The sequence below is a fragment of the Companilactobacillus sp. genome (assembly GCF_022484265.1).
Taxonomy (GTDB): Bacteria; Bacillota; Bacilli; order Lactobacillales; family Lactobacillaceae; genus Companilactobacillus.
The window spans coordinates 783,630-806,518 of sequence record NZ_JAKVLR010000001.1 but is presented as its reverse complement, the minus strand read 5'-3'; the positions used below and the strand labels follow the sequence as shown (position 1 = coordinate 806,518).

General features: G+C 38.7%; 22 protein-coding genes. 19 read left to right on the top strand and 3 right to left on the bottom strand.

Annotation, left to right across the window (positions count from 1 at the left end; translation table 11 throughout):
* Positions 1 to 15: 15 nt before the first annotated feature.
* From LKF16_RS04105 to LKF16_RS04055, 11 genes are all read left to right on the top strand, one after another.
* Positions 16 to 837, top strand: coding sequence for a MetQ/NlpA family ABC transporter substrate-binding protein (locus tag LKF16_RS04105; RefSeq protein ID WP_291468899.1), 822 nt, complete (start codon positions 16 to 18; stop codon positions 835 to 837).
* A gap of 96 nt (positions 838 to 933) precedes the next feature.
* On the top strand, positions 934 to 1,758 hold the full coding sequence (locus tag LKF16_RS04100; RefSeq protein WP_291468897.1) for a Cof-type HAD-IIB family hydrolase: 825 nt from the start codon (positions 934 to 936) through the stop codon (positions 1,756 to 1,758).
* An 81-nt stretch (positions 1,759 to 1,839) separates the two neighbouring features.
* Positions 1,840 to 2,463: a hypothetical protein gene (locus LKF16_RS04095; RefSeq protein WP_291711256.1), complete on the top strand. Its 624-nt coding sequence runs from the start codon at positions 1,840 to 1,842 to the stop codon at positions 2,461 to 2,463.
* Between the two features lie 125 nt (positions 2,464 to 2,588).
* A complete protein-coding gene (locus tag LKF16_RS04090) occupies positions 2,589 to 3,155 on the top strand; it encodes a TetR/AcrR family transcriptional regulator (RefSeq protein WP_291468893.1) in 567 nt (188 codons plus the stop codon).
* A 93-nt stretch (positions 3,156 to 3,248) separates the two neighbouring features.
* The gene (locus LKF16_RS04085; RefSeq protein WP_291468892.1) at positions 3,249 to 3,455 is read left to right on the top strand and encodes a PspC domain-containing protein; all 207 of its coding nucleotides are present in this window, start codon (positions 3,249 to 3,251) and stop codon (positions 3,453 to 3,455) included.
* Complete coding sequence (locus LKF16_RS04080) at positions 3,456 to 3,644, top strand: PspC domain-containing protein (RefSeq protein WP_291468890.1); 189 nt, start codon at positions 3,456 to 3,458, stop codon at positions 3,642 to 3,644.
* Between the two features lie 116 nt (positions 3,645 to 3,760).
* Complete coding sequence (locus tag LKF16_RS04075; protein ID WP_291468888.1) at positions 3,761 to 5,185, top strand: C69 family dipeptidase; 1,425 nt, start codon at positions 3,761 to 3,763, stop codon at positions 5,183 to 5,185.
* A gap of 96 nt (positions 5,186 to 5,281) precedes the next feature.
* A complete protein-coding gene (locus LKF16_RS04070; RefSeq protein ID WP_291468886.1) occupies positions 5,282 to 6,178 on the top strand; it encodes a LysR family transcriptional regulator in 897 nt (298 codons plus the stop codon).
* 84 nt (positions 6,179 to 6,262) lie between these two features.
* Positions 6,263 to 7,738 (top strand): UbiD family decarboxylase, encoded by a 1,476-nt coding sequence (locus LKF16_RS04065; protein WP_291468884.1) that lies wholly within the window; start codon positions 6,263 to 6,265, stop codon positions 7,736 to 7,738.
* A 12-nt stretch (positions 7,739 to 7,750) separates the two neighbouring features.
* A complete protein-coding gene (locus LKF16_RS04060; RefSeq protein WP_291468882.1) occupies positions 7,751 to 8,326 on the top strand; it encodes a UbiX family flavin prenyltransferase in 576 nt (191 codons plus the stop codon).
* A complete protein-coding gene (locus tag LKF16_RS04055; protein ID WP_291468880.1) occupies positions 8,326 to 8,733 on the top strand; it encodes an amino acid decarboxylase in 408 nt (135 codons plus the stop codon). The genes LKF16_RS04060 and LKF16_RS04055 overlap by 1 nt, the downstream gene beginning before the upstream one ends.
* Positions 8,734 to 8,767: 34 nt before the next feature.
* Here the strand turns inward: LKF16_RS04055 and coaBC are convergent, their stop codons facing one another.
* On the bottom strand, positions 8,768 to 9,973 hold the full coding sequence (gene coaBC, locus LKF16_RS04050; RefSeq protein ID WP_291468878.1) for a bifunctional phosphopantothenoylcysteine decarboxylase/phosphopantothenate--cysteine ligase CoaBC: 1,206 nt from the start codon (positions 9,971 to 9,973) through the stop codon (positions 8,768 to 8,770).
* Between the two features lie 350 nt (positions 9,974 to 10,323).
* On the opposite strand from coaBC, the gene LKF16_RS04045 reads away from it, so the two are divergent.
* The 4 genes from LKF16_RS04045 (at position 10,324) to LKF16_RS04030 (ending at position 15,950) form a co-directional block, all read left to right on the top strand.
* A complete protein-coding gene (locus LKF16_RS04045) occupies positions 10,324 to 11,223 on the top strand; it encodes an ATP-binding cassette domain-containing protein (RefSeq protein ID WP_291468876.1) in 900 nt (299 codons plus the stop codon).
* Between the two features lie 12 nt (positions 11,224 to 11,235).
* The gene (locus LKF16_RS04040) at positions 11,236 to 12,018 is read left to right on the top strand and encodes an ABC transporter permease (RefSeq protein ID WP_291468874.1); all 783 of its coding nucleotides are present in this window, start codon (positions 11,236 to 11,238) and stop codon (positions 12,016 to 12,018) included.
* 119 nt (positions 12,019 to 12,137) lie between these two features.
* Positions 12,138 to 13,124 (top strand): 3-hydroxyacyl-CoA dehydrogenase, encoded by a 987-nt coding sequence (locus LKF16_RS04035; protein WP_291468872.1) that lies wholly within the window; start codon positions 12,138 to 12,140, stop codon positions 13,122 to 13,124.
* Positions 13,125 to 13,238: 114 nt separating this feature from the next.
* Positions 13,239 to 15,950: a glycoside hydrolase family 3 protein gene (locus LKF16_RS04030; RefSeq protein WP_291468869.1), complete on the top strand. Its 2,712-nt coding sequence runs from the start codon at positions 13,239 to 13,241 to the stop codon at positions 15,948 to 15,950.
* 57 nt (positions 15,951 to 16,007) lie between these two features.
* Here the strand turns inward: LKF16_RS04030 and LKF16_RS04025 are convergent, their stop codons facing one another.
* A complete protein-coding gene (locus LKF16_RS04025) occupies positions 16,008 to 16,562 on the bottom strand; it encodes an NADPH-dependent FMN reductase (RefSeq protein ID WP_291468867.1) in 555 nt (184 codons plus the stop codon).
* Between the two features lie 382 nt (positions 16,563 to 16,944).
* Here LKF16_RS04025 and LKF16_RS13060 point away from each other — a divergent pair, with 382 nt between their 5' ends.
* Together LKF16_RS13060 and LKF16_RS04015 are read left to right on the top strand one after the other, a co-directional pair.
* Entirely contained in the window at positions 16,945 to 17,613 is a 669-nt protein-coding gene (locus LKF16_RS13060; protein ID WP_363305214.1) for a hydrolase, read from the top strand.
* 787 nt (positions 17,614 to 18,400) lie between these two features.
* Complete coding sequence (locus LKF16_RS04015; protein ID WP_291468865.1) at positions 18,401 to 19,396, top strand: zinc-binding alcohol dehydrogenase family protein; 996 nt, start codon at positions 18,401 to 18,403, stop codon at positions 19,394 to 19,396.
* 323 nt (positions 19,397 to 19,719) lie between these two features.
* On the opposite strand, the gene LKF16_RS04010 is transcribed toward LKF16_RS04015, so the two are convergent.
* Positions 19,720 to 20,502, bottom strand: a complete 783-nt coding sequence (locus LKF16_RS04010; RefSeq protein ID WP_291468863.1) for a Cof-type HAD-IIB family hydrolase — start codon at positions 20,500 to 20,502, stop codon at positions 19,720 to 19,722.
* Between the two features lie 101 nt (positions 20,503 to 20,603).
* Here LKF16_RS04010 and LKF16_RS04005 point away from each other — a divergent pair, with 101 nt between their 5' ends.
* Positions 20,604 to 21,353: a response regulator transcription factor gene (locus LKF16_RS04005; RefSeq protein ID WP_291468861.1), complete on the top strand. Its 750-nt coding sequence runs from the start codon at positions 20,604 to 20,606 to the stop codon at positions 21,351 to 21,353.
* A 2-nt stretch (positions 21,354 to 21,355) separates the two neighbouring features.
* Positions 21,356 to 22,846: a sensor histidine kinase gene (locus LKF16_RS04000; protein ID WP_291468859.1), complete on the top strand. Its 1,491-nt coding sequence runs from the start codon at positions 21,356 to 21,358 to the stop codon at positions 22,844 to 22,846.
* Positions 22,847 to 22,889: the final 43 nt, after the last annotated feature.

The following is a 22,889-nucleotide window of genomic DNA, read 5'->3' as shown; positions in this document are numbered from 1 at the left end:
TGGGGGAAAAGAATAATGAATGGGAAAATTAAAAATATTGTAGTCTTATTTTTAGCAGCAATTTCAATCGTCGTGTTGGCAGGATGTGGAAATTCATCCAATGAGAAGACTGTCAAAATCGGAATTACCGGTTCAGATAATCGAGTTTGGAATGCCGTTGCTAAAAAAGTTAAAAAAGATGGTATCAAGATTAAACTAGTTGAATTTTCAGATTATAATCAACCTAACACTGCGTTGGACCAAGGCGAGACTGATTTGAATGCCTTTCAAACTGTTTACTTCATGGACAACTGGAACAAGACTCATCACACACACATCGTTTCAATCGGCCAAACCGATATCGCGCCAATGGCTTTGTATTCAAAGAAACTCAAGAGTTTATCAGAATTAAAGGATGGCGATAAAATAGCCATTCCTAACGATCCGACTAACGAGGGACGTGCCTTGGACCTATTGGTGAGTGCTAATTTGATTACTTTGAAAAAAGCCGCTTTGCCAACAGTTAAGGATATCAAGACAAATCCTAAACATTTGAAGATTTCGCAATTAGATGCAGCTCAAACTGCTCGTTCATTGAATGATGAAGCAGCTGCGGTAGTTAATTCAGGTGTTGCTAGTGACGCCAAACTTGATCCTAAAACAGCCATTTACACTGAAAAGGTAACCGCTAAATCAAAACCTTATGTTAACGTTATTTCTGCCAATGAAAAAGATAAGAATAATCCAACTTACAAGAAGATCGTTAAAGCTTATCAATCAGACGACATTGCTAAGTTGACAAAGAAATTATATGGTAACTTCCAAGTGCCAGCCTGGAATTACAAAATTTTACAATAAGACTAAACCCTCAAACTAATGAAGTTTGAGGGTTTTTGTAATCTATCGAGTAATGATAAAATGTTAGCAATAACTTTCAAATCGGAGGAACTACGTATGACAATCAAATTAGTGGCTTTGGACATGGACGGGACGTTTTTAAATGACCAGAATACTTATAACCACCAACGTTTTGCTGAAATACTTGGCAAATTACGTGCCAAAAATATTCATGTAGTTTCTGCCAGTGGTTCCCAATATCAACGATTACAAGATAAATTTGCTGATTTTCAAGACCAAATGGACTTTGTTTCTCAAAACGGGGCCGTAGTCTACAGTCAAGGTGATCCGGTCTTGATCCAAGCAATGCCGGAAGAAGCAGTTACCAAAACTTTAGGTGCTATCAAAGAACAATTCGATGAGACTGATATTGCTGAACATCTAGTTGTCGGGGTGAAGTCAGCCTATGTCGATCTGGGGATATCTAAAGCCGCATATGATTTAACATACTATTACTACAACCATTTGAAAAAGGTTCCTAGCTTATCAACCGTGACACCAACCAGATTAAAGGATCAGATTACAAGTATTGGTGTCACGTTTGGTGACCAAGTAAACTTTGATGAAAAAATCGGTATCTTACAAAGTTTGTTACCAGCTGGTCTATCTAGTCAAACAACTGGATTCAATACACAATTGATCAGTGAACAAACTGTCAATAAGGCAGCTGGACTGCGTCAGTTGCAAGATCGATACAATATCGCTAATGATGAGATCATGACTTTTGGCGATGACGAGAACGACATTAGCATGCTAGAACTAACTCCACATGGCTATGCAATGAAAAATGCTAAGGACAAGGTCAAAGCTGCTGCAAAAAATGAGACCGATACTAACAACGAAGAGGGCGTATTAAACGTATTAGAAAATTTAGTATCATAAATAAGTGTTATTGCTTTTTCATTAGTTTACTTAGAGTTATAGTTAAAGTGAACTACAAGTAAACTAATGAGGGAGAAACAAATGAAATTAAAATCTTTGTTATTCAGCGGATTATTACTAGTTCCACTATTTATTGCCGGCCAACCAGGGGAGACCGTGCAAGCAGATCAAGCACCACAAGGACAATCAGAATTAACTCCAGTTCAGAATTATATCACCACCATTGATGGTCCGGTTCTGGTAAATAAAGACACAAAACTTTATAAAGCTAATGCAGATATGACAAAATTTACGCAGGAGGGAACTCGTTCACTGGCTGCAAATACTGCATGGTATTCAAATTGCAATGTATCTGTGCCAGAAGATGACGCTCCAAATGCTGACTATTTCCGTGTTTCGACTAATGAGTGGATTAGATATAGTCGTAATGTAATCGTTCCAACAAAAAACCAAGCAACTGATGGGTTCTGGACCTGTGATATTAAAGCAATTAAAATAAATAATGCACCTGCTACAGTTTATGATGATTATGGACATAAAACAGCAAAAACTGTCCCTGCAAACTCGGAATGGTTAACAGATCAGCAATATACCATAGGTAGTAATGCATCATATGACCCTGACGCTAAATTTTATCTAAGAATCGGTTTACATCAATGGATTATGTTGCAGGGTAATGCTCACGTGACGAAAGTATTTGATTAATCTAAATAACAATATTAGGCCTGGGAAATCCCAGGTCTTTTTTTACGGTCTCGATTAGTTGACTTTGTGAATGAACGGAAATATAATTCATTCATAGATATAATTGATAGATTGTGGGTGAAACTATGGATGATAAACAAGATCGGATTTTTGATGCGGCACATGTGTTATTTTTAGAACGCGGTTTTAAAAATACCAGTGTTGCTGATATTGCTGCAATTGCTGGTGTTGCGGTCGGTTCATTTTACTTGTATTTTAAGTCGAAAGAAGATATCTTCATTCAAATTTATACCAGCGAAAATGAAAATATCAAAAAACAAATTTTATCCAAGGTCGACCTAGATGGTGACCCTGTCACATTGATCCAAACAATTATTCAACAAATTTTTAAATTGTCCAGTCATAATCGGATCCTACAAGAGTGGTTCTCTAATCCAAAGTTGAACACGCTGATTGCCCAACAAAACAGCAGTACGGTCGAGGACAGTTTAGTTTACTCAACCTTGATGACTCTGATCGATAAATGGATTGCGAAAGATCTGATCAAAGATGGCATGACGAAGGAACGGATCATCAGCCTTTTTAATTCGTTGACGGTTTTAGACTTTCATCAAAACGAGATCAAGACCGACAATTATCAACAACTGCTCAATGATTTGATCTCCGGTATTTTAAAGGTTGTTCTCAAGTGACAAAATTGTAAGTTAAGTGTAAGTGATTCCGATGTCTGAAATAGGTCAGACGTCATATGATAGATATATCGAAAACAAGAGGGGGATGTACGAATGCATATTCCAATTAAGAGATCCAAAAATAACAAAATTCTAGCTGGTGTTATCGGCGGTTTGGATGAACATTACGACTGGAACGTTGCAGTAGCTCGAGTTCTATTTTTTGTAATAAGTGTAGTTTTATTTACTACTGGCTTAGGCGTTATTGCTTATCTACTATTATGGCTATTAATGGAAAACCCCGAAACGGAGGAAAAATAAATGCATATTCCAATTAAAAGATCGAGAACTGATATAGTATTTGCTGGGGTGATTGGCGGAATCTGTGAAAAATACGGTTGGAACACTAACCTCGGTCGTGTGATATACGTGCTATTAACACTCATGCCATGGTTCCCAGGAATTATCGTGTACTTAATTTTCTGGCTATTGATGGAAAAAGCTGACTAAGGTCATTCCTGAGGGAATGGTCTTTTTTTGTGAATATTTTAATTAATTCTTAAATTGGTCTAGATTAAACGTTTTCATAATTATATACTTTAAATGAAAATAGGGAGGAAAACAGGATGAAAAAAAGAACTTCTGATTGTACTGAAATCCTAGTCGGCAAAGCTGCTAGTATGGATGGTTCTACTATAGTTGCTCGTAATGAGGACGGCTATGGCCCTATCAACCCATTGAAATTTATTGTTCATGAAGCAAAAGACCAAGAAAATGCTAGTTTCACTTCAGTTTCAACTGGCGTAAATGTTCCACTACCTGATCATGCTTATCGATACACTGCAACACCACAGGCTGATCAAAGCGATGGTATGTGGGAAGAATCTGGCATTAACGAATACAACGTTGGTATGAGTGCCACTGAAACAACAGCAACTAACAAACGTGTCTTAGGTTATGACCCATTAGTCCATGATGGAGTGGATGAAGAAGCCATGGTCACGCTAGTTTTACCTTATGTAAAAACTGCTAAGGAGGGTGTACAACGTTTAGGTGCACTCTTAGAAAAATATGGAACAGGCGAATGTAACAGTATCGCCTTTAATGATAAAAACGATGTTTGGCTATTAGAAACAGCTGGTGGTCATCACTGGGCAGCCATGAGATTACCCGAAGATGCCTATGCTATCGTTCCTAATCAAACAGTCGTTCAAGAAATCGATCCAGCTGATACAGAAAATTTCTTAGTTGCTACTGATTTGGTTGAATTTGTTGAAAAGCATAATTTGAATCCACAGCCTGGAAACTTCAATTTCCGTGACATCTTTGGTACTCATGGCGAAGATGATGCCTATTACAACACGCCAAGAACTTGGTATGGTCAAAAATTATTCAATCCTGGTGTTGTTCAAGATCCAACTAGTCAAGACATGCCAATGTATCGAATTCCTGACAAGAAATTAGCAATTGAAGACGTGCAAAAATTTTTGCAATCGCATTATAATGGTACGAAATTTGATCCATTTGGGACGTTTGCATCAGGGACTCCAGAAGAACAGCGTCGCTTCCGTCCAATCGCTATGGACCGAAATCAATGCTCATCGATCTTACAGATCAGAAATGGCGTCGATGACAATCTAGCGGGTGTTCAATGGATTGCAATGGGATTCTTTGCCTACAGTCCATATGTTCCATTCTTTACGAATATTACTGATACTCCAGAAGACTATAAGAATACGACTCATGCAGTTTCAGTCGATAATGTTTATTGGTTAGAAAAGACTTTGTCAGTCTTGATCGAACCACATTATCATGAATTCTCAGATGAGGTCCATGCTTATCTTGATGGCTGTCAATCTTATGCCAGACAACGAGTTGATGAAACTGATGAAGGCTTAGCTTCAGCTAAGGATATTCCAGAATATTTGACTGAAAACAATGCCAAAACTGCTGGTGAGATCTCAAAGAGAACCCATCAATTATTTGATGCACTAGTTAAACATGGACTAAATCTTTCAATTACCACTTGGGAGAAAGGTCAAAATTTATAATATTGCCTGAAGTCGAGAGAAATCTCGGCTTTTTGTTTTCCATAAGTTTGTCGATATTGTGTTACAGTATTCTAAAATGGAATGGATGTGGCAGACATGGAGATCAGAAAGTTAAAAGTTTTTCTAGATTTGGCAAAAACCTTAAATTATTCCGAAACGGCGGCCCGAATGTATACAACGCAAGGAAATATTTCAAAGCAGATCTTATCTCTTGAAAAGGAGCTAGGGGTCACCTTGTTTATTCGTGCTCATCGAAAAATTGTTTTGTCCAATGAGGGTGAACTAGTTCGTCCATATGCCAGAAAAATCATGAATGATTATGAATCGCTGAATATCAAATTGGGCGATTACCACGACCAACAGCGGATGACCTTGAGATTGTTAACAATTCCCACGATGCCAAATTATCAAAGCTTTGTCGTCCTCAGTCAATTTTTGAAGCAACATCCTGAGGTTCACGTTTCTTTGCAGGAAGAAGAGAGCAATCTGTTATTTGATTCATTGAGAAAAAACGACTGCGATGTGATCTTTGCCAGAACTTTCGAATTTCCAGATACTGATTTAGAGCGGCTTGTTATGGAAAAAGATGATTTTGTCGCGGTACTGCCAAATGATCATCAACTAGCAGATTCAAAGATGATTTCTTTAGAACAGTTAAAGCAAGATAACTTTTTACTGTTGGGAGAAACTACGCAACTGTATAAACCAGTGATTGCCATGTGCAAAGACGCAGGCTTCGTTCCAAAGATTGCCTATAAGGGTGTTCGTGCCGACCTAATCGTTGGCATGATCGAAAAGGGCATGGGAGTTTCAGTAATGCCAACCAAAACTGCCACGGGAATTCAGTCTGATCAGGTCGTTCAAATTCCATTCAAAAATTCAAATACCAACCAATTAAGTTTTATTCGTAAACGAGATCATAGTGGTCGAGCAAGCGATGTATTTTGGAAATTTATTAATGACGCAAAAAGCAGTGGAGAATATTCCAATTAGGAATACCTCTACTGCTTTTTTGAATTGAAGGATGGGATGATTCACCCCTATAATGAATTTGAAAATTGATTGGGAGGAAATTTTATGACAGAACAACCATATGATTTAAGAAAAGTAATTTCTGAACTAAAAGAGGAACCTGGACAATACCACGAAACTGACGTTGAGGTTGATCCTAACGCTGAATTGTCAGGAGTTTATCGCTACATCGGTGCAGGGGGTACAGTTGAACGGCCAACTCAAGAAGGTCCAGCAATGGTGTTCAATAACGTCAAAGGATTTCCTAACACTCGCGTTTTTATTGGGGCAATGGCCAGCCGCAAACGTGTTGGAAAAATTTTGCACCACGATTATAAAACGTTGGGGCGTTTGTTGAGAGATTCTGTTGACCATCCAGTCAAACCCGTTAAGGTCACAAAAGATAAAGCGCCAGCTCAAGAAGAAATTCATTTATCCACTGATAAAGATTTTGACATCAGAAAAATTATTGCGGCACCCACTAATACTGAATACGATGCCGGTCCTTATATTACAACCGGCTTAGTGTTTGGCTCTGATCCAGATAAGACCATGAGTGACGTTACGATTCATCGCATGGTTTTGGAAGACAAGGATACGATCGGTATGTACATCATGCCAGGTGGCAGACATATCGGCCATTTCCAAAAACAATTTGAAAAGTTGAACAAACCAATGCCAATTACCATCAATATTGGCTTGGATCCTGCTGTATTGATTGGTGCAACCTTTGAACCACCAACAACGCCATTAGGTTATAACGAACTCTGGATCGCAGGTGCATTGCGGAATCAACCTGTTCAATTAGTTGATGGCGTTGCAGTTAACGAAATGGCAATTGCTCGCTCAGAGTACGTGATCGAGGCTGAAATTATGCCTAACCAAACGATGCAAGAAGATATCAATACTCACACTGGTAAAGCTATGCCAGAATTTCCTGGATATGATGGGGATGCCAATCCAGCCGTGAATGTGGTCAAAGTTAAAGCTATTACTCATCGAAAAGACAATCCAATCATGCAAACGACGATCGGTCCTAGTGAAGAACATGTTTCAATGTCTGGAATTCCTACAGAAGCTAGTATCTTAGAACTAGTTGATAAGGCAATCCCGGGAAAAGTGGTCAATGTCTACAATCCACCAGCTGGCGGTGGCAAGTTGATGACTATTATGCAGATCCACAAAGATAATGAGGCAGATGAAGGTATCCAAAGACAAGCTGCCATTCTCGCGTTATCGGCTTTTAAAGAATTGAAGACGGTAATCTTAGTTGATGACGATGTTGATATTTTTGACATGAACGACGTGATCTGGACTTTGAACACTCGATTCCAAGGCGATAAAGATATCATGGTCTTGTCTGGTATGAGAAATCATCCGCTAGACCCTTCAGAACGTCCAGAATACGATCCGAAATCGATTCGTTTTAGAGGGATGAGTTCCAAGACTATTTTTGACGGAACAGTTCCATTTGATATGAAAGACCAATTCGTCAGAGCCCAATTCAAGAAAGTTCCTGACTGGAAAAAATATTTGAAATAAAGGAGAACTACTATGTCTGAGCAAAAGAAGAAAATTGTGATTGGTGTTACAGGTGCTTCAGGGACGATTTATGCAATTGATCTGATCAAGAAACTTCAGAAGATACCTAACATTGAAACTCATGGAATTCTGAGTGCTTGGGCAAAGAAGAATCTTCAATTAGAAACAGATTACAGTCTCAAAGATATCAACGATATGTTGGACTATACTTATAATGATAGCGACTTAGGAGCAGCAATTGCTAGTGGATCATTTTTGACTGATGCAATGGTCATTGTTCCAGCTTCGATGAAAACAATTGCCAGTATTTCAGTCGGTATCGGCGACAATTTGATTTCACGTGCTGCTGACGTCACACTAAAAGAACAGCGAAAACTCATCATGGTGCCACGGGAAACGCCTTTGAACACTATCCATTTGGAAAATATGACCAAACTGTCAAGAATGGGCGTCCAGATGATTCCACCAATTCCGGCTTTTTACAATCATCCACAAACGATTCAAGATCTCGTTGATCATCAGACCATGAAAATCATGGATTCATTGGGTATCCATACTGATGATGGCAGTCGTTGGGAGGGAATTTAATGAAATTTTCAGTGGAAAAAGAAAATTACTCGATGACCGCCGATGTGCAAGTTATTGGAAATGATATCCTGGTCGTGCTAACGGGTGGTGATACTCCTCACATCGGTGCAGTTACGACCTTGACGGCTGATTCAGATATTCAAACGATCAAATATCCTAGTCATGACGGTAGATTTCATAAAGATGGAGTTCTTGGCGAAAGGATTGCTAAAATGATCCAACCAGAGTTGCCAGGTAGTTGCACGATCACATCAGGAATTCACGTCAATCATATTTCCAAAAAACAAATTATGGTCTCTGATTCAATGGCTCGATACTTGGGAAGTCAAATTCTGGATTGGATGAAGAAGACTGAATTCAACGCAGCAAAACCAATTTATTACTCAAAAAATGAACAACCAAAATAAAAATGCTCGACTACCGTGATGATAGTCGAGCATTTTAATTGCCTTGCTTCAGGTAATATTTCCAAAATTTGTCAGCTACTGCCTGTTTGGTCATGAGTGGCCAGTTGTCAGGATGTGCATTGTGGCTAATCAAAGTGATCCGATTAGTATCGACGTTAAAACCAGCATCGAGATTCGAAACGTCATTGGCTAAAATCACATCAGCATTCTTGGATTTTAATTTCTTCTCGGCATTTGGAATCAAATTTTCAGTTTCCGCCGCAAAACCGACGACAAATTGATTGATTTTATTTTTTGCTACAGTTTTTAATATGTCCGGATTCTTCGTTAACTCAATTGTGTAGTTATCGTTGTCAGCAGTCTTTTTAATTTTTTGCGTGGCAACGTGGAGTGGACGAAAGTCGGCAATTGCAGCAGCCATGACCAAGACGTCGATTTTTTCAAAACGATTTTGAATTTGTTCTAACATATTCAAGGCTGAATCGACTTTAACGACCGCCAAATTGCGGTAGCTTGAACTGTAATTGACCGTGGTTATCAAGGTAACGTCTGCGCCTGATCTAGCAGCAGATTCTGCCATAGCAATGCCCATTTTTCCAGACGAATTATTGCCCAAGAAACGGACGGGGTCGAGAGGCTCTTTGGTGCCACCGGCAGTCACGATAACTTTCTTCCCGAGGAGCGACTGGTCGGATGATAATTTACTTTCGATTGCATCCATGATAACTGGCAACTGGACCAACCTACCTTTACCAGATTCTCCCTCTGCTAAAAAGCCACTGTCAGGTTGAACGACTTGGATACCAATTTCTTCGAGCGTTTTCAAATTTTTTTGAACAGGTGGATAATTCCACATACTGGTATTCATAGCTGGAAAAACGATTTTTGGGGCATCGGTTGCCATCAATGACGTAGTTGCTAAATCATCAGAAATTCCGTTTGCCATTTTGGCAATGATGTCAGCGGTTGCGGGGACGACCACTGCTAAATCAGTCCATCGTGCAATTTTGATATGAGGGATAAAGTCATCGCTACTGGATTGCGGTGTGAAGTTGTCCGTTAATACTGGACGGGTACTCAGCGTTGCAAAGGTCAGGGGCGTCACGAATTCTTGAGCCGATTTGGTCATAACTACTTGGACTTCAGCATGTTGCTTGATCAAAGCTCGAACTACTTCGAGTGATTTATAAGCAGCAATGCCTCCGCTGACGTAAACTGCGATGTGTTTTGACTTTAACATTTCTTCACCTCATGGATTGTTGTTATAATTAGAAGCATTAGGAGGACATAAATGAATAAATCTACCATTTATATAATTATAACAATTATCTTGTTTCTAGCGATAAATGATCCCCTGTTAAAAATTTTTGTTAATAGTTTTAATGCAAATTTCTGGTTCAGTGAAATCATTATCGCAATAATTGTTGTTTTAATAGTATTCTTGATCAGTCGAATCCTGAACAAAACGTTGTTTAAAAACTCTAGAAAATAGTCAGCCGTATAAATATTTTTAAATGGTCTATACGGCTTTTTTGCTGCCATTCTTATTGTTAAAATTTTAGTTACAGTCTAATAATAAGTGGGGTAAGCATGGATAATATTCTAGAGATCGAGGGTTTAAATAAGCATTTTGGTAGCAAGTCTGCTTTAAAAGATGTTGGGTTTAAAATCAAACAGGGACATATTGTCGGATTGGTTGGACCCAACGGGGCCGGGAAGTCGACCATTATGAAATCCATACTTGGATTAACTAGCAGTGAGTCTGGCGAGATCAAACTCGATTCGGAATTGATCACTGTATCGAATCATCCGAAACTGTCTCAAGCTGGAGCATTGATCGAATATCCCGGAATTTATCCATATATGACTGGATATGAACATTTGAAATTATTTGCTGTTGGGGGACGTGCCGAAGATAATATTTCACAAACTGTTCAGGATTTAGGGATGGAGCAATACATTATCAAAAAGGCTAAGTCATATTCTTTGGGAATGAAACAAAAACTAGGGATTGCCTTAGCACTAGTAAATCAACCGAAGTTGTTGATCTTAGATGAGCCGATGAATGGATTGGATCCACAGGCCAATAAGAGTTTACGAAAGTTGCTAGTGGATAAAGCTAAATCAGGAATGACAATCCTTATTTCTAGCCACATTCTAAGCGAATTAGAAAAGATCGTCGACGATGTAGTTGTCATCGATAAAGGTTCCGTGGTTGCCGATGCACCGATTGACCAAATACTGCATTCTGACCGTCAAGCATACGTTTTAGAAACTTCGGACGATCTGAATGCACGCGATATTTTAGAGAATAGTAATTATGACTTAGCCGATGATCAGAGTTTGATCATCAACAAGACTGAAAATGTCACGCTTGCCAAAGCCTTACGATTATTGATCGAAACTGGAATTGATGTTTATAACGTTGAACGTCAAAACATCATTTTGGAAGATTCATTATTACAAATCTTACAGGACGATAATCAATAGGGGGGATTAAATTTGCTAACATTGATCAGACAAGAATTTTATAAATTAGGCAAACGAAAAACAACGTTTATCTTGCCAGTTGTCGTGATGGCATTTATGCTGATTGCTGCAATTATGACCAAGCAATTGGTCAAAGAATCGAATACTCCCATCAACGGCACAGCAATTTTTACACAATTGTTCAGTGCAACGACTTGGATCGTTTATTTAATGATTTTTGCCGGAAGTACCCTGATCACACAGGAGTTCGAATATGGCACGATCAAGAATTTGCTGTATCGTCAATACTCGCGTGGGCAAGTATTGTTGAGTAAATGGATCACCTTATTGATCTTGAACGTTTTCTATTTTGTGATCTCAACTATTTTTGCAATCCTTTTGAAGGTAATCTTTTTCCCAAGCATCAAGTTTAATAGCATGATTGACAATCACTCAGTTGTAAATGAGCTCTGGTTAACAATCGTCGGGGCGTTTATCACAACTTGGTTAGTTTTGAGTTTAGTAGTAATGATGTCGACTTTATTCAAAAATTCGGCCGTTTCGGTAACTTTTGGCGTCGTGTTTTACATTGCAACTTCAGCAATGGGGATGTTCGAGACCATGGCAATAGAGCGCTGGGATTGGATCAAGTGGAGCCCATTAAACATGATGAATTTGAAAACACAAATAATGATGCCTGAATTACATCATGTGACTCATTTACAGACCAACACTATGTTGTGGATGACGTTGGTATATGTGGCCGCATTTTTGGCCATTGGCTACTTTGCCTTTACGCGTCGCAAAAATTATTAGGACAAAATCAGTCTTCCATCTTACTGGAAGGCTTTTTCTTTCTAAAAAAATTGTATATCCGGTATACTGTAAGCGATTACAAAAGTTTGTGAATTTATCATAGGATTGGAGGATGTATTATGACCATAAAGAATGTTACTATCGCAGGATCTGGTGTATTGGGTAGCCAGATCGCATTTCAAACCGCATTTCGAGGCTACAACGTTACCATCTATGATATTAATGACGAGGTGATAGCTAAAGCCAAAGATCGGATGATCGGTTTAGTCGACACTTACAAGAAGGAAGTGCAAGGCCAAGCTGAACATCTAGACGTTTTTTTAAGACCAGGAGTTTATGAGAGTACGATCCTACCACATTTGAAGGATACGCTGATTGCTGATCTTTCGACCTCTCGTAAAAATGCTGAATCTGTTCCGGCTAGTTTAAATTACAATACCGACCTGGGTGCAGCTGTGAAGGGAGCAGACTTAGTCATTGAGGCCATCCCAGAAAGAATGGATATTAAGGAAAGCTACTACAAACAACTAGCATCAGTGGCAGATGAAAAAACAATTTTTGCTACAAATACTTCGACTTTGCTTCCTAGTCAATTTGCTGAATTAACAGGCCGTCCCGAAAAATTCTTGGCATTGCACTTTGCTAATGAAATTTGGAAGAACAACACGGCTGAAGTTATGGGCACAAAATGGACTGACCCAGAAGTATATGATGAGGTAGTGGAATTTGCCAAGGGTATTGGAATGATCCCAATCAAGTTGAAGAAAGAACAACCGGGCTATGTTTTAAATACATTATTAGTTCCATTACTAAATGCCGCACAAATGCTATTAGCTAAGGGTGTTGCTGATATTGAAACGGTCGATAAAACTTGGATGTTGGCAACTAAAGCACCATTTGGACCATTTGGTATTTTAGACATCGTCGGATTAAAGACAGCTTACGATATCACTGCAATGCAAGCTGAAACGGATCCAGACTACAAGCAATTGGCTGATATGATCAAACATGATTACATCGACAAAGGTAAAATGGGTGTTGCAACCGGAGAAGGATTCTACAAATATCCTAACCCAGCATATCGTGACCCAAGTTTCTTGGAGTAATAATTCATATCAAATAAGGAATAATAGCAAATTAATATTGCTATTGTTTCTTTTTTTTGCCGTCAAAAGTGTAAAATTGTTGGTAGATAGTTTCCACCAAAGGAGAGATATTAGATGGAAAGTAAAATGTCGCAACGCGAGGTCAAAAACGCAAAATTATCCCAGCAAGTTGCTGAAGAAGGTATGGTCCTTCTTCAAAATAAGAACCAAGTTCTTCCTATTAAAAACAAGACGATTGCTTTATATGGAAGTGGTGCTTTTGAGATTTATAAGGGCGGCACCGGATCTGGCGATGTGAATCAAAGACACGTGATAAATATTGAATCCGGATTAGAACAACGAGGATTCAAAATTACTTCAAAGGGTTGGCTGAACCGTTTCAAGAGGGCTTATCAAAAGAATAAAAATGATTATTATCAAAAATATAAAGATGATCCGTTGGCAGTATTAGCACCAGCTTTTTCAATGGATGATCCTGAAATTAGCGATTTTACTCCAGCCCAAACTGGAATTTACGTGATTTCAAGGAGTTCTGGCGAAGGTCAAGATCGTAAAAATGAACCAGGCGATTATCAACTTACTGAAAATGAGCTATCAAACATCCAAGCAATGAGTCAATTTTATCAAGATTCAGTCGTGCTGTTGAATGTTGGGGGCGTCATTGATGCGTCGTTTGTCGACAAATGTCCACTTCTAGACAGCGTATTGTTGGTCTCACAACCAGGGATGCAGGCTGGATTTGCGATTGCCGATATTTTGACTGGCAACAAGACTCCAATGGGCAAATTGACCGACACTTGGGCTCAGGATTTTAACGACTATTATTCTTCAAATAGTTTTGGTCAAAAAAATCCAAATTACCAAGAAGGTATTTATGTTGGATATCGTTATTTCGATAGTTTCAATATTGAACCGAGATATGAATTTGGTTTCGGATTAAGTTATACCAAATTTTACTTACAAACGAAAAAAGTCAAAGTTAATGAGCAAAGTATTGATGTTGATTTCAGTGTGCAAAACATCGGAGATCAATTTCATGGAGCAGAAGTTGTGCAATTATACGTATCAAATCCGCAATCAGATATTCCTACGCCATATCAAAGTCTGCAAGGTTTTGCTAAAACTGATAATTTGTATCCTGATCAGGAACAATCACTGCATATTTCAGTTCCAATTACCAGATTGGCAAGTTTTGATGAAAATTTAGCTGCCTTTGTCTTAGTGCCTGGGGTCTACGTTGTTAGATTAGGAACTAGTTCCAGAAATACACAGGTAATTGCTGAATTTAAATTGGACGAACAAGTTGTCGTACAACAACTAGCACACAAGCTAGTTCCAGAAGTTGATCCAACGATTTTACGTAGCAATAATGTTGGATCAAAACGGACTGATAATGTGCCTTTCTTCCTATTAAAAGCAGTCAATTTTGCTGAGTCAAAACCAGTTCAATATCATTCGAAAAATTCAGTAACTACATATATTAGTGACGAACGAATGTTACCTGGACAAGGTTCGATTGAACATATTCAGCGAGTGGTACCTGCTTCAAGTCATAAGTTGATCGATGTCTACGATCACAAAACTACCTTGGAACAATTAGTGGCTTCTATGTCGGATCGACAATTGATCGATTTAGTTGAAGGAACCGTGCAACCTGATCAATCAGGAAGCGTAGTAGGAAATGGAGCCGATATAGTTCCTGGTGCTGCAGGACAAACTGTTGATAATCTTGAATTCGGAATTCCTGCTACAGTTAATGCTGATGGTCCAGCCGGCTTACGCCTGACTAAAGAATATGTCGACAATAACCATATTAAACATCATCAGTATGCAACGGCTTGGCCGATCGGAACAATGCTTGCACAAACTTGGAATCTTGATCTGATCAAACAAGTTGGTCAAGCTATTGGCGTTGAAATGAAAGAATTTGGCGTTACAATGTGGCTTGCACCAGGGATGAATATTCATCGTAATCCATTAGGTGGCAGAAACTTCGAATATTTTGCTGAAGATCCCGTCTTGTCTGGTTCAATTGCTGCTGCAGAAGTCCAAGGTGTCCAAGAGAATCCTGGAATTGGTGCAACTATCAAACATTTCTTAGGCAACAATCAAGAAACCAAACGAAATACTGGCGACAGTATTATCGGAGAACAGGCGTTACGCGAAATTTATCTAAAGAATTTTGAAATTGCTATTAAGTGTTCTCAACCCATGGCAGTCATGAGTTCTTACAATAAAATCAACGGTACATTTGCCGGTGAAAATTTTGATTCGCTAACTAACATTCTTCGAGATGAATGGAAATTTCAAGGTTTGGTGATGACAGATTGGTACAGTTTAGCAGATCCAGTTGGAAGTATGAAGGCCGGCAATGACCTGATCATGCCGGGAGCTAACCAAGATAAATTGCTTGCTGGGATTGGTGATTTGGCACCAGAATTTGATGATGATGGCATTATTAAACAACGCACGTCATTTGATATTCCAACTATGTCCGTTACAACTAAAGAATTATGGAATGATTTTGAACCCGATCCAGAAGGCGAAGGCTTCGTAAAAATCGATTTGAGTCAGACCAAAGAGTTGCCTGAAAAAATTATTGAAATGATCTATTCTGGCGTCGCCCAAATAGTGGATGAACAAACAGTGATTATTTCAGGTAATTGGAAGGACAATAATAATTTGTATATTGGAGATCTTCAAAAATCAGCTATTCATATTTTAAAGGTTATTATGAAGACAGACCGTTTTTCACAAATGATCGGTGAAGCCTCCCAGCCATACAGTCAACAAATGAAATTAAATGAGTATTTTACTACTAAGTAAGACGAAAAAAGCGTAGCCATCGGCTACGCTTTTTGTATGGAAATGTATTTATGTGTATTAGTCATCAAAACGGTTGATCAAGTCAACTAAGGCATCGTCAATGCTCTTGAGGAAGCCAAGAGTTCGATCGTCAACGTTGCCATTATCATCAAGCAAGTTAGTAACGTTTCCAATATATGCTTCTGGTTGTTGAACAACTGGCATATTTAAGAATACTAATGATTGACGTAAGTGGTGATTAGCACCAAATCCACTGATAGCACCAGGAGATACACTAACAACAGCGGCAGGCTTTCTATCCCAGATGCTTTGGCCGTAAGGACGTGAACCAACATCAATAGCGTTCTTCAAGTTTGCAGGAACTGAACGATTGTATTCAGGAGTTACAAACAAGACTGCATCAAATTCCTTCATTTTATTTCTGAAAGTAGTGTATTCAGCAGGTACGCTATCTTCTGTATCAATATCCTCGTTGTAAAGTGGCAAGTTGCCAATCTCGATGATCTCTGAATCGTATCCTTCAGGGAATTCTTTCATCAAGTTCTTAGCAATTTGCTTTGAAAATGATCCTTTACGTAAACTACCAACTAAAACCGCGATTTTTTTAGACATGTACATTCCTCCATTAATTAATTAGGTTAAATTCAAATTATCATAAATAAATTTTTTTGACAAAAGATTGTTCTCGTAAATCTCAAAATAAATTTATTCTTAGACTTGAATTACTCAAAACTATTTATTATAAATTTAATCGTTAAAATGTGACCGAATTATGCCATATTTGAGAAATTACTTTGAACAAATAAATGCAACGATTGTCGGATTTATTTTCTAAAAGTCATGATATATGAAATATAATCCTACAAAACGAATAACATTACACCATTGTTACAAAACTAATTGTCTTGCAATGTTTTTTATTATTCGTGTAATATATTTGAAATATAAATCTTGTATAGTTCTCTCTGTTGTTCAAACACATCGGAGGGATTATTTGATTAAGCAATTTAAATTAGAAACCTTATTTTTTACAGGATTAATGTTCGTTAGTTTGACTGGATATACAGCTAATGTATATGCAGACGCTGACAAAGGAGATCACGTAGAAAGCACTGTAAGTATTTCAGATGCTATTAAGGGGAACCATTTAAATACTGATAAAGACGAAATCAAATTAAATAAAAAAGTTTCGTTACCAGGTAAGAAAGAATTCATGCCTGGCATCAAGGGTAGTGAGAAAGATTTCAAGATGAAAGATGTCGCCGCTACTCAACCAGAACCAGAAGTTCAACCAGTTCAAGAAGCAACCCCACAACCAGTTGCTCAAACTGTCGAACAACCTGCAGAACAAACTGCACAAGTACAACAAACAGCACAACCAGCTACAACTACTCAATCGGTTGGAACATTTAAAGTAAGTTTCTATGATCCAGCTGTATTAGGTTCAAATATGGGTTATGACGGTATTGCCGCTAACCTTAGCGTGCTTCCTCGAGGAACACGTGTAAAAATTACTACTGCACAAGGGGACGTGTGGTATAGAACTGTTAATGATACAGGTACATTTGCCTATTCAAACCCACAACAAATTGACGTGGCAATGCCAAACAGTGCCGTACCATCATACGGTATAACATCAGCAACAGTTGAAATTATTGGATAGTTTTATTGGAAGAGTCTGACTGAAGAGTCAGGCTTTTTTGATTTTATAAAACTGACTTATGTGCGGTATGTGAGCCGACTCCGGCCGGAAATCAATTGCCCTTATCGGCCGGAACATGGTGAAGATACTTTGAGCTTTTTTCAAAGCCCGAAAAAATCTCAAAGCTGCCTTTTTATGTAAGTCGCCGTCATCGTCGACTAACATAAACGCCACCATTGGGCCGGGGCATCGATTTCCGTCCTCCGTCTAAATAGTGTTACATCAAACACTCTAAATATAGTTGAAATAAGGAATGCAAACTATACCTGTATAAACTCAAAGTAAGTCTATCAACTGAAATTTTTTCATCGGTTTTTGAACTATGGAGGAGAAAACGCGACGTCACCATATTTCAATTGAATAGAGCTCTAATTTAGAGTTAGACGATAAAACGAAGTGAACAAGACAAGTTCACAGTAATTGCAAACACAGCTAACGTTCATTTTTTTAATGTGGTAAAGGAGATTTTGAACTAACTCTATTTTGATTTCGGGGTGGTGAAGTTCTCGGTCTCAGTAGTGAAATAAATAATGGAACGTAGTCGCCTTTGGCGCGTGTGCTACTGTTTAAAATGTTGGCTACGCCAACGAACGAACCAATGATGCCAGACGAAAGGCAATCGATTTTCGTCCGGAGTCGGGTCTCATACCTCCAGCAAAAAAATTATATCTAAAAAGAATAGCTTTATATGTGTAACAACATCTCAATCTTTTTGTTGTAAAATGGAGTTATCTAAGGAGGCGCTACTATGCAAACATTTGGCGTTACTGATAATAGTATCAACAGCTTGGCTGAATTTGATGAGGCTATGCCTGTCTGTGAACCACATGACATTTTAGTTGAGGTTCAAGGCATCTCAGTCAATCCTGTTGATATTGCAACTCGTAAGAAGTTAACCGATAGTATCAATGGTCCTAAAATTTTAGGATATGACGGCTATGGGAAAGTTACTGATGTTGGCTCAAAGGTCACGAAGTTTTCTAAGGGCGATATTGTTTTTTACGCCGGGGATTATACCCGCGATGGTAGTTATCAAGAATATGAATTAGTTGATGAGAGAATTGCCGCACTTGCTCCTGAAAAAACTGATCTAGCTCACAGTGTGGCTATGCCACTGGTTACTTTGACAGCTAGTGAATTGTTATATGAAAAGTTGAACGTTGATCCAGAAGCCGACAACCACGATAAGACTGTTTTGATTATCAATGGCGCTGGTGGTGTTGGGTCAATCATGACACAATTAGCACATCTGGCTGGCTTAACGGTGATTTCAACTGCCTCCGGTTCAGAAAAAATTAAATGGGTCAAAGATCTTGGCGCCGACTACACAGTTGATCATCATCAAGATTTGATCAAACAAGTACAAGATCTAGGATTTGAAACTGTCGATTACATTGTGGGACTTAGCGACAATGATCCACATTGGTCAGAAATCGTTGAACTTATCAAGCCATTCGGGATTTTTGCTACAATTACTAATTTGAATGAATCAAAGGTAGTTGATCTCAAACAAAAATCAGTCGATTTCAAGTGGGAATGGATGTTTACCAAGGCTAAATACAACATGCCAGACATGACATCGCAAGGTGAATACTTGGCTAAGTTAGCAAAGGGCTTGGATGACGGAACAATCAAGTCAACATTGACAAAAGAGTTCAAGGGATTCAATATCCAAAACATTAAGGAAGCCACGAATCTAGTAGAAGCCGGACATATGATGGGTAAGGTCGTAGTGCTTAAATAGAGAGTGGAGAACAACGGGAGCTACCGAGCATTGCCTAGGGTTGGACGGATTGCGATTTAGGCAATCAGTCAAACCCGTAGCAAGCGGAAGAAGCTGTTGTTTGGAACTCGTTTCAGAATAGAGAGTGGAGTGTACCGGTTAGACTTCGAGCATTGCCTAGGATATGACTTATTGCGAATTGTGCAATCAGTCATATCCGTAGCAAGCGGAAAAGTCTGGTACACGGAACTCGTTTTAGAGTGGAGAACAACGGGAGCTTCCGAGCATTCCCAAATAATTTACCCAATAAAAAAAGCTCAAGACTTTGTCTTGAACTTTATTTTTTAAATCAAATCAAAATGTTTTAAGCCGTTTACGATACCATTGTCTGTATTGTCAGTGGTAATAAAATCGGCCAATTGTTTGACCTCATCGATACCATTTCCCATGGCAACTGAATGATCAGCAAACTTGATCATTGGTACATCGTTTGCGCCATCTCCGAATGCATAGACAGGTTTGTCTTCCATATCCAAACCGGATAATAAATGCTTGATCCCATGCATTTTTGAAACGTCTTTTTGGACTGTATCGATAGAATATTTCCCAGTTTTGAAAAAGTTCAATTCTGGGAATAATTTTTGGTAACGTTCTGGGCCTTCATATGAAACCATAATTACCATTGGAATGTTATGATGTTTATAGAATTCTGGATCTACCTCCGGTTGTTCAATGTGGACCGATCCATAAAATTCTGAGATGATAGGCTTATATTTATATAATTTGGTAACGTCCGCTGTGTGCATGGCAACGGTATCGCCAAATTTTTCAGCCGTATCGATCAAAGCTTCAATCGTTTCGTTATCTAGTGTGCTTTCATAGATAACTTTACCCTCAGATTTGATATATGCACCATTTAAAGTAATATATGAGTCAATACCTGTGGGTCCAAGAACGTGTTGAAGTTCATTTGTTGCACGACCAGTACTAATAACTGGAAGATAGCCGTTGTCGTGGAGTTCATGAACGGCATCGGCAACGGAATCGTCGATTTCAGATTTCGCATTCATCAATGTGCCATCCAAATCGAAGAACACGGTTCCTAAGTAATTTTTGTGCAATGTCAAAGTATTCACCAACTTATTTAAATTTTGTACTTATTACATCTTAACAACTTTTATCCAAACGGGATAGGGTAATTCCTAATTGTTGAATGGAGATTATGTCAATGAAAATATTAATGATAGAAGATAATAAATCAGTTTCCGAAATGATGAGCATGTTTTTTCAAAAAGAAAATTGGGATGCCACATTTGCATACGATGGTAACGAAGCGGTTGAAATATTTAAATCAGCTGCTGACGATTGGGATATGATCACGCTTGATCTTAACTTACCAGGAAAAGACGGAATGGAAGTAGCCAAAGAAATTCGAGCTGTGTCTAAAACAGTTCCAATAATTATGCTGACGGCTCGTGATAGCGAAAGCGACCAAGTCCTCGGACTAGAGTTTGGCGCTGATGATTACGTTACAAAACCATTCAGTCCGATTACTTTAATTGCTAGAATCAAAGCGATTCATCGTCGGAGCGAGAACATTGCTGAAGAAGCATCCAAAAATGGTGCTACCAATGAGAATTCTGAAGAAGATAATACTGAGAAATTCGATATTGATACCGGATTTTTCCAACTCAATGCTGAAACTCGTGAGGCCTATTTAGGTGGCAAGGAGATTCCTGATTTAACACCAAAGGAATTCGATTTGTTGAAGACCTTAGCCAGCAAACCAAAGCGTGTATTTTCACGTGAACAATTGCTAGAACAAGTCTGGGACTATGATTACTTCGGTGAAGAAAGAACTGTTGATGCACATATCAAGAAGCTTCGTCAAAAAATCGAAAAGGTCGGACCTCAAGTTATTGAAACAGTTTGGGGCGTGGGCTACAAATTCGACGACTCTGAGGTAAAGGCTAAATAAGAATGAAATTAATCTATCAGAACATGCTAAGTTTTTTGGTAGTTATTTTGACTACTTTAGGGATCATTCTTTATACGGTTACTAGTACATCAACCACTTGGGAGTACAATCGGACTTACCGCGACCTTGAAGGGTATGCGGGAAATCTAGAGAAAATAGCTCTAACGACCGATCAGAACACTGGTAAGATCCACAACATTACCGGGAACAATATTCATATGGTCGAACAAGTTTTGGCTGACCGTAACGTTCGTTTTGCAATTTTTAACTATCAAAACCAACAAGTTTATCCTGATCAAACTAATGGCGTGACCCATCAACTCAAAGCAAAATATTGGAAAAAGTTGGAGCAGGGAAAGACTGTCCGCAGTACCTCGCAACGTAGCAACGAACAGAGCAATCCCGACTTGAATACCAAGGCTAATATGAATTACGTCTATGTTTTGACGCCTTGGTTCAAGGATGGCAAACTGGTCGCTGCAGTGTGGGCTGGTTCAGATGTCAGTCAGCTGCAGACTAATATTGGCGAGATCAACAACCGACTGTATATTGCGTTGTTGATTTCCCTATTAGCAGCAATCATCTTGAGTTTCTTGCTTTCTAGATATCAAGTTAACCGGATCAATCGCCTCCGTAGCGCAACCAGACGAGTTGCCAATAATGACTTCTCAGTTCACATTGAAAGTAAGAATCGTGATGAACTGGATGACTTAGCGGACGATTTCAATACCATGGTTAAGTCTCTAGAGGCTTCAGATAAAGAAATCAAGCGTCAAGAGCAACGTCGTAAGGAATTCATGGCTGATGCATCTCATGAGATGAGAACGCCGTTAACGACAATTAATGGCCTCCTAGAAGGTCTGGCTTATGATGCCATTCCTGAAGAATCTAAGGGACAAAGTATTGAATTGATGCGTAATGAAACTAACCGTTTGATTCGATTAGTCAATGAGAACCTGGATTACGAGAAGATCAGAACTAATCAGATCACCTTGGCAGAACGTGTCTTTGATGCCAATACGCCACTGCGTGACATCGTGTCGCAGTTGCAAAAGAAGGCAGCCGAGTCTAATGATAATCTGAAGTTAGAGACTCCTGAAAAAGTCTTAAATACTTATGCTGACTATGATCGATTCACGCAAGTCATGTTCAATATTATTCAAAACTCGATCCAATTCACTAACGATGGCGATATTGTCGTTCGTGGCTATCGCGATGAAGACAATCATGCATCAGTCTTTAAGATCCAGGATACTGGTGTTGGTATGTCTGCTGATCAAGTTAAGAATATTTGGGACCGTTATTATAAGGCGGATCCATCTAGAAAGAACCGTAAGTATGGAGAATCTGGATTAGGATTATCAATCGTTCATCAATTAGTTGAAAACCACGGTGGAAAGATTGAAGTGGCAAGTAAATTAAATGTTGGTAGTACGTTTGTCGTTTACTTTTACGATGAAGGATATGCTCACAAGAAAAATAATTCTAAATAAACAAAACATTCTGAAATTTTTCAGAATGTTTTTTATTTTTGCG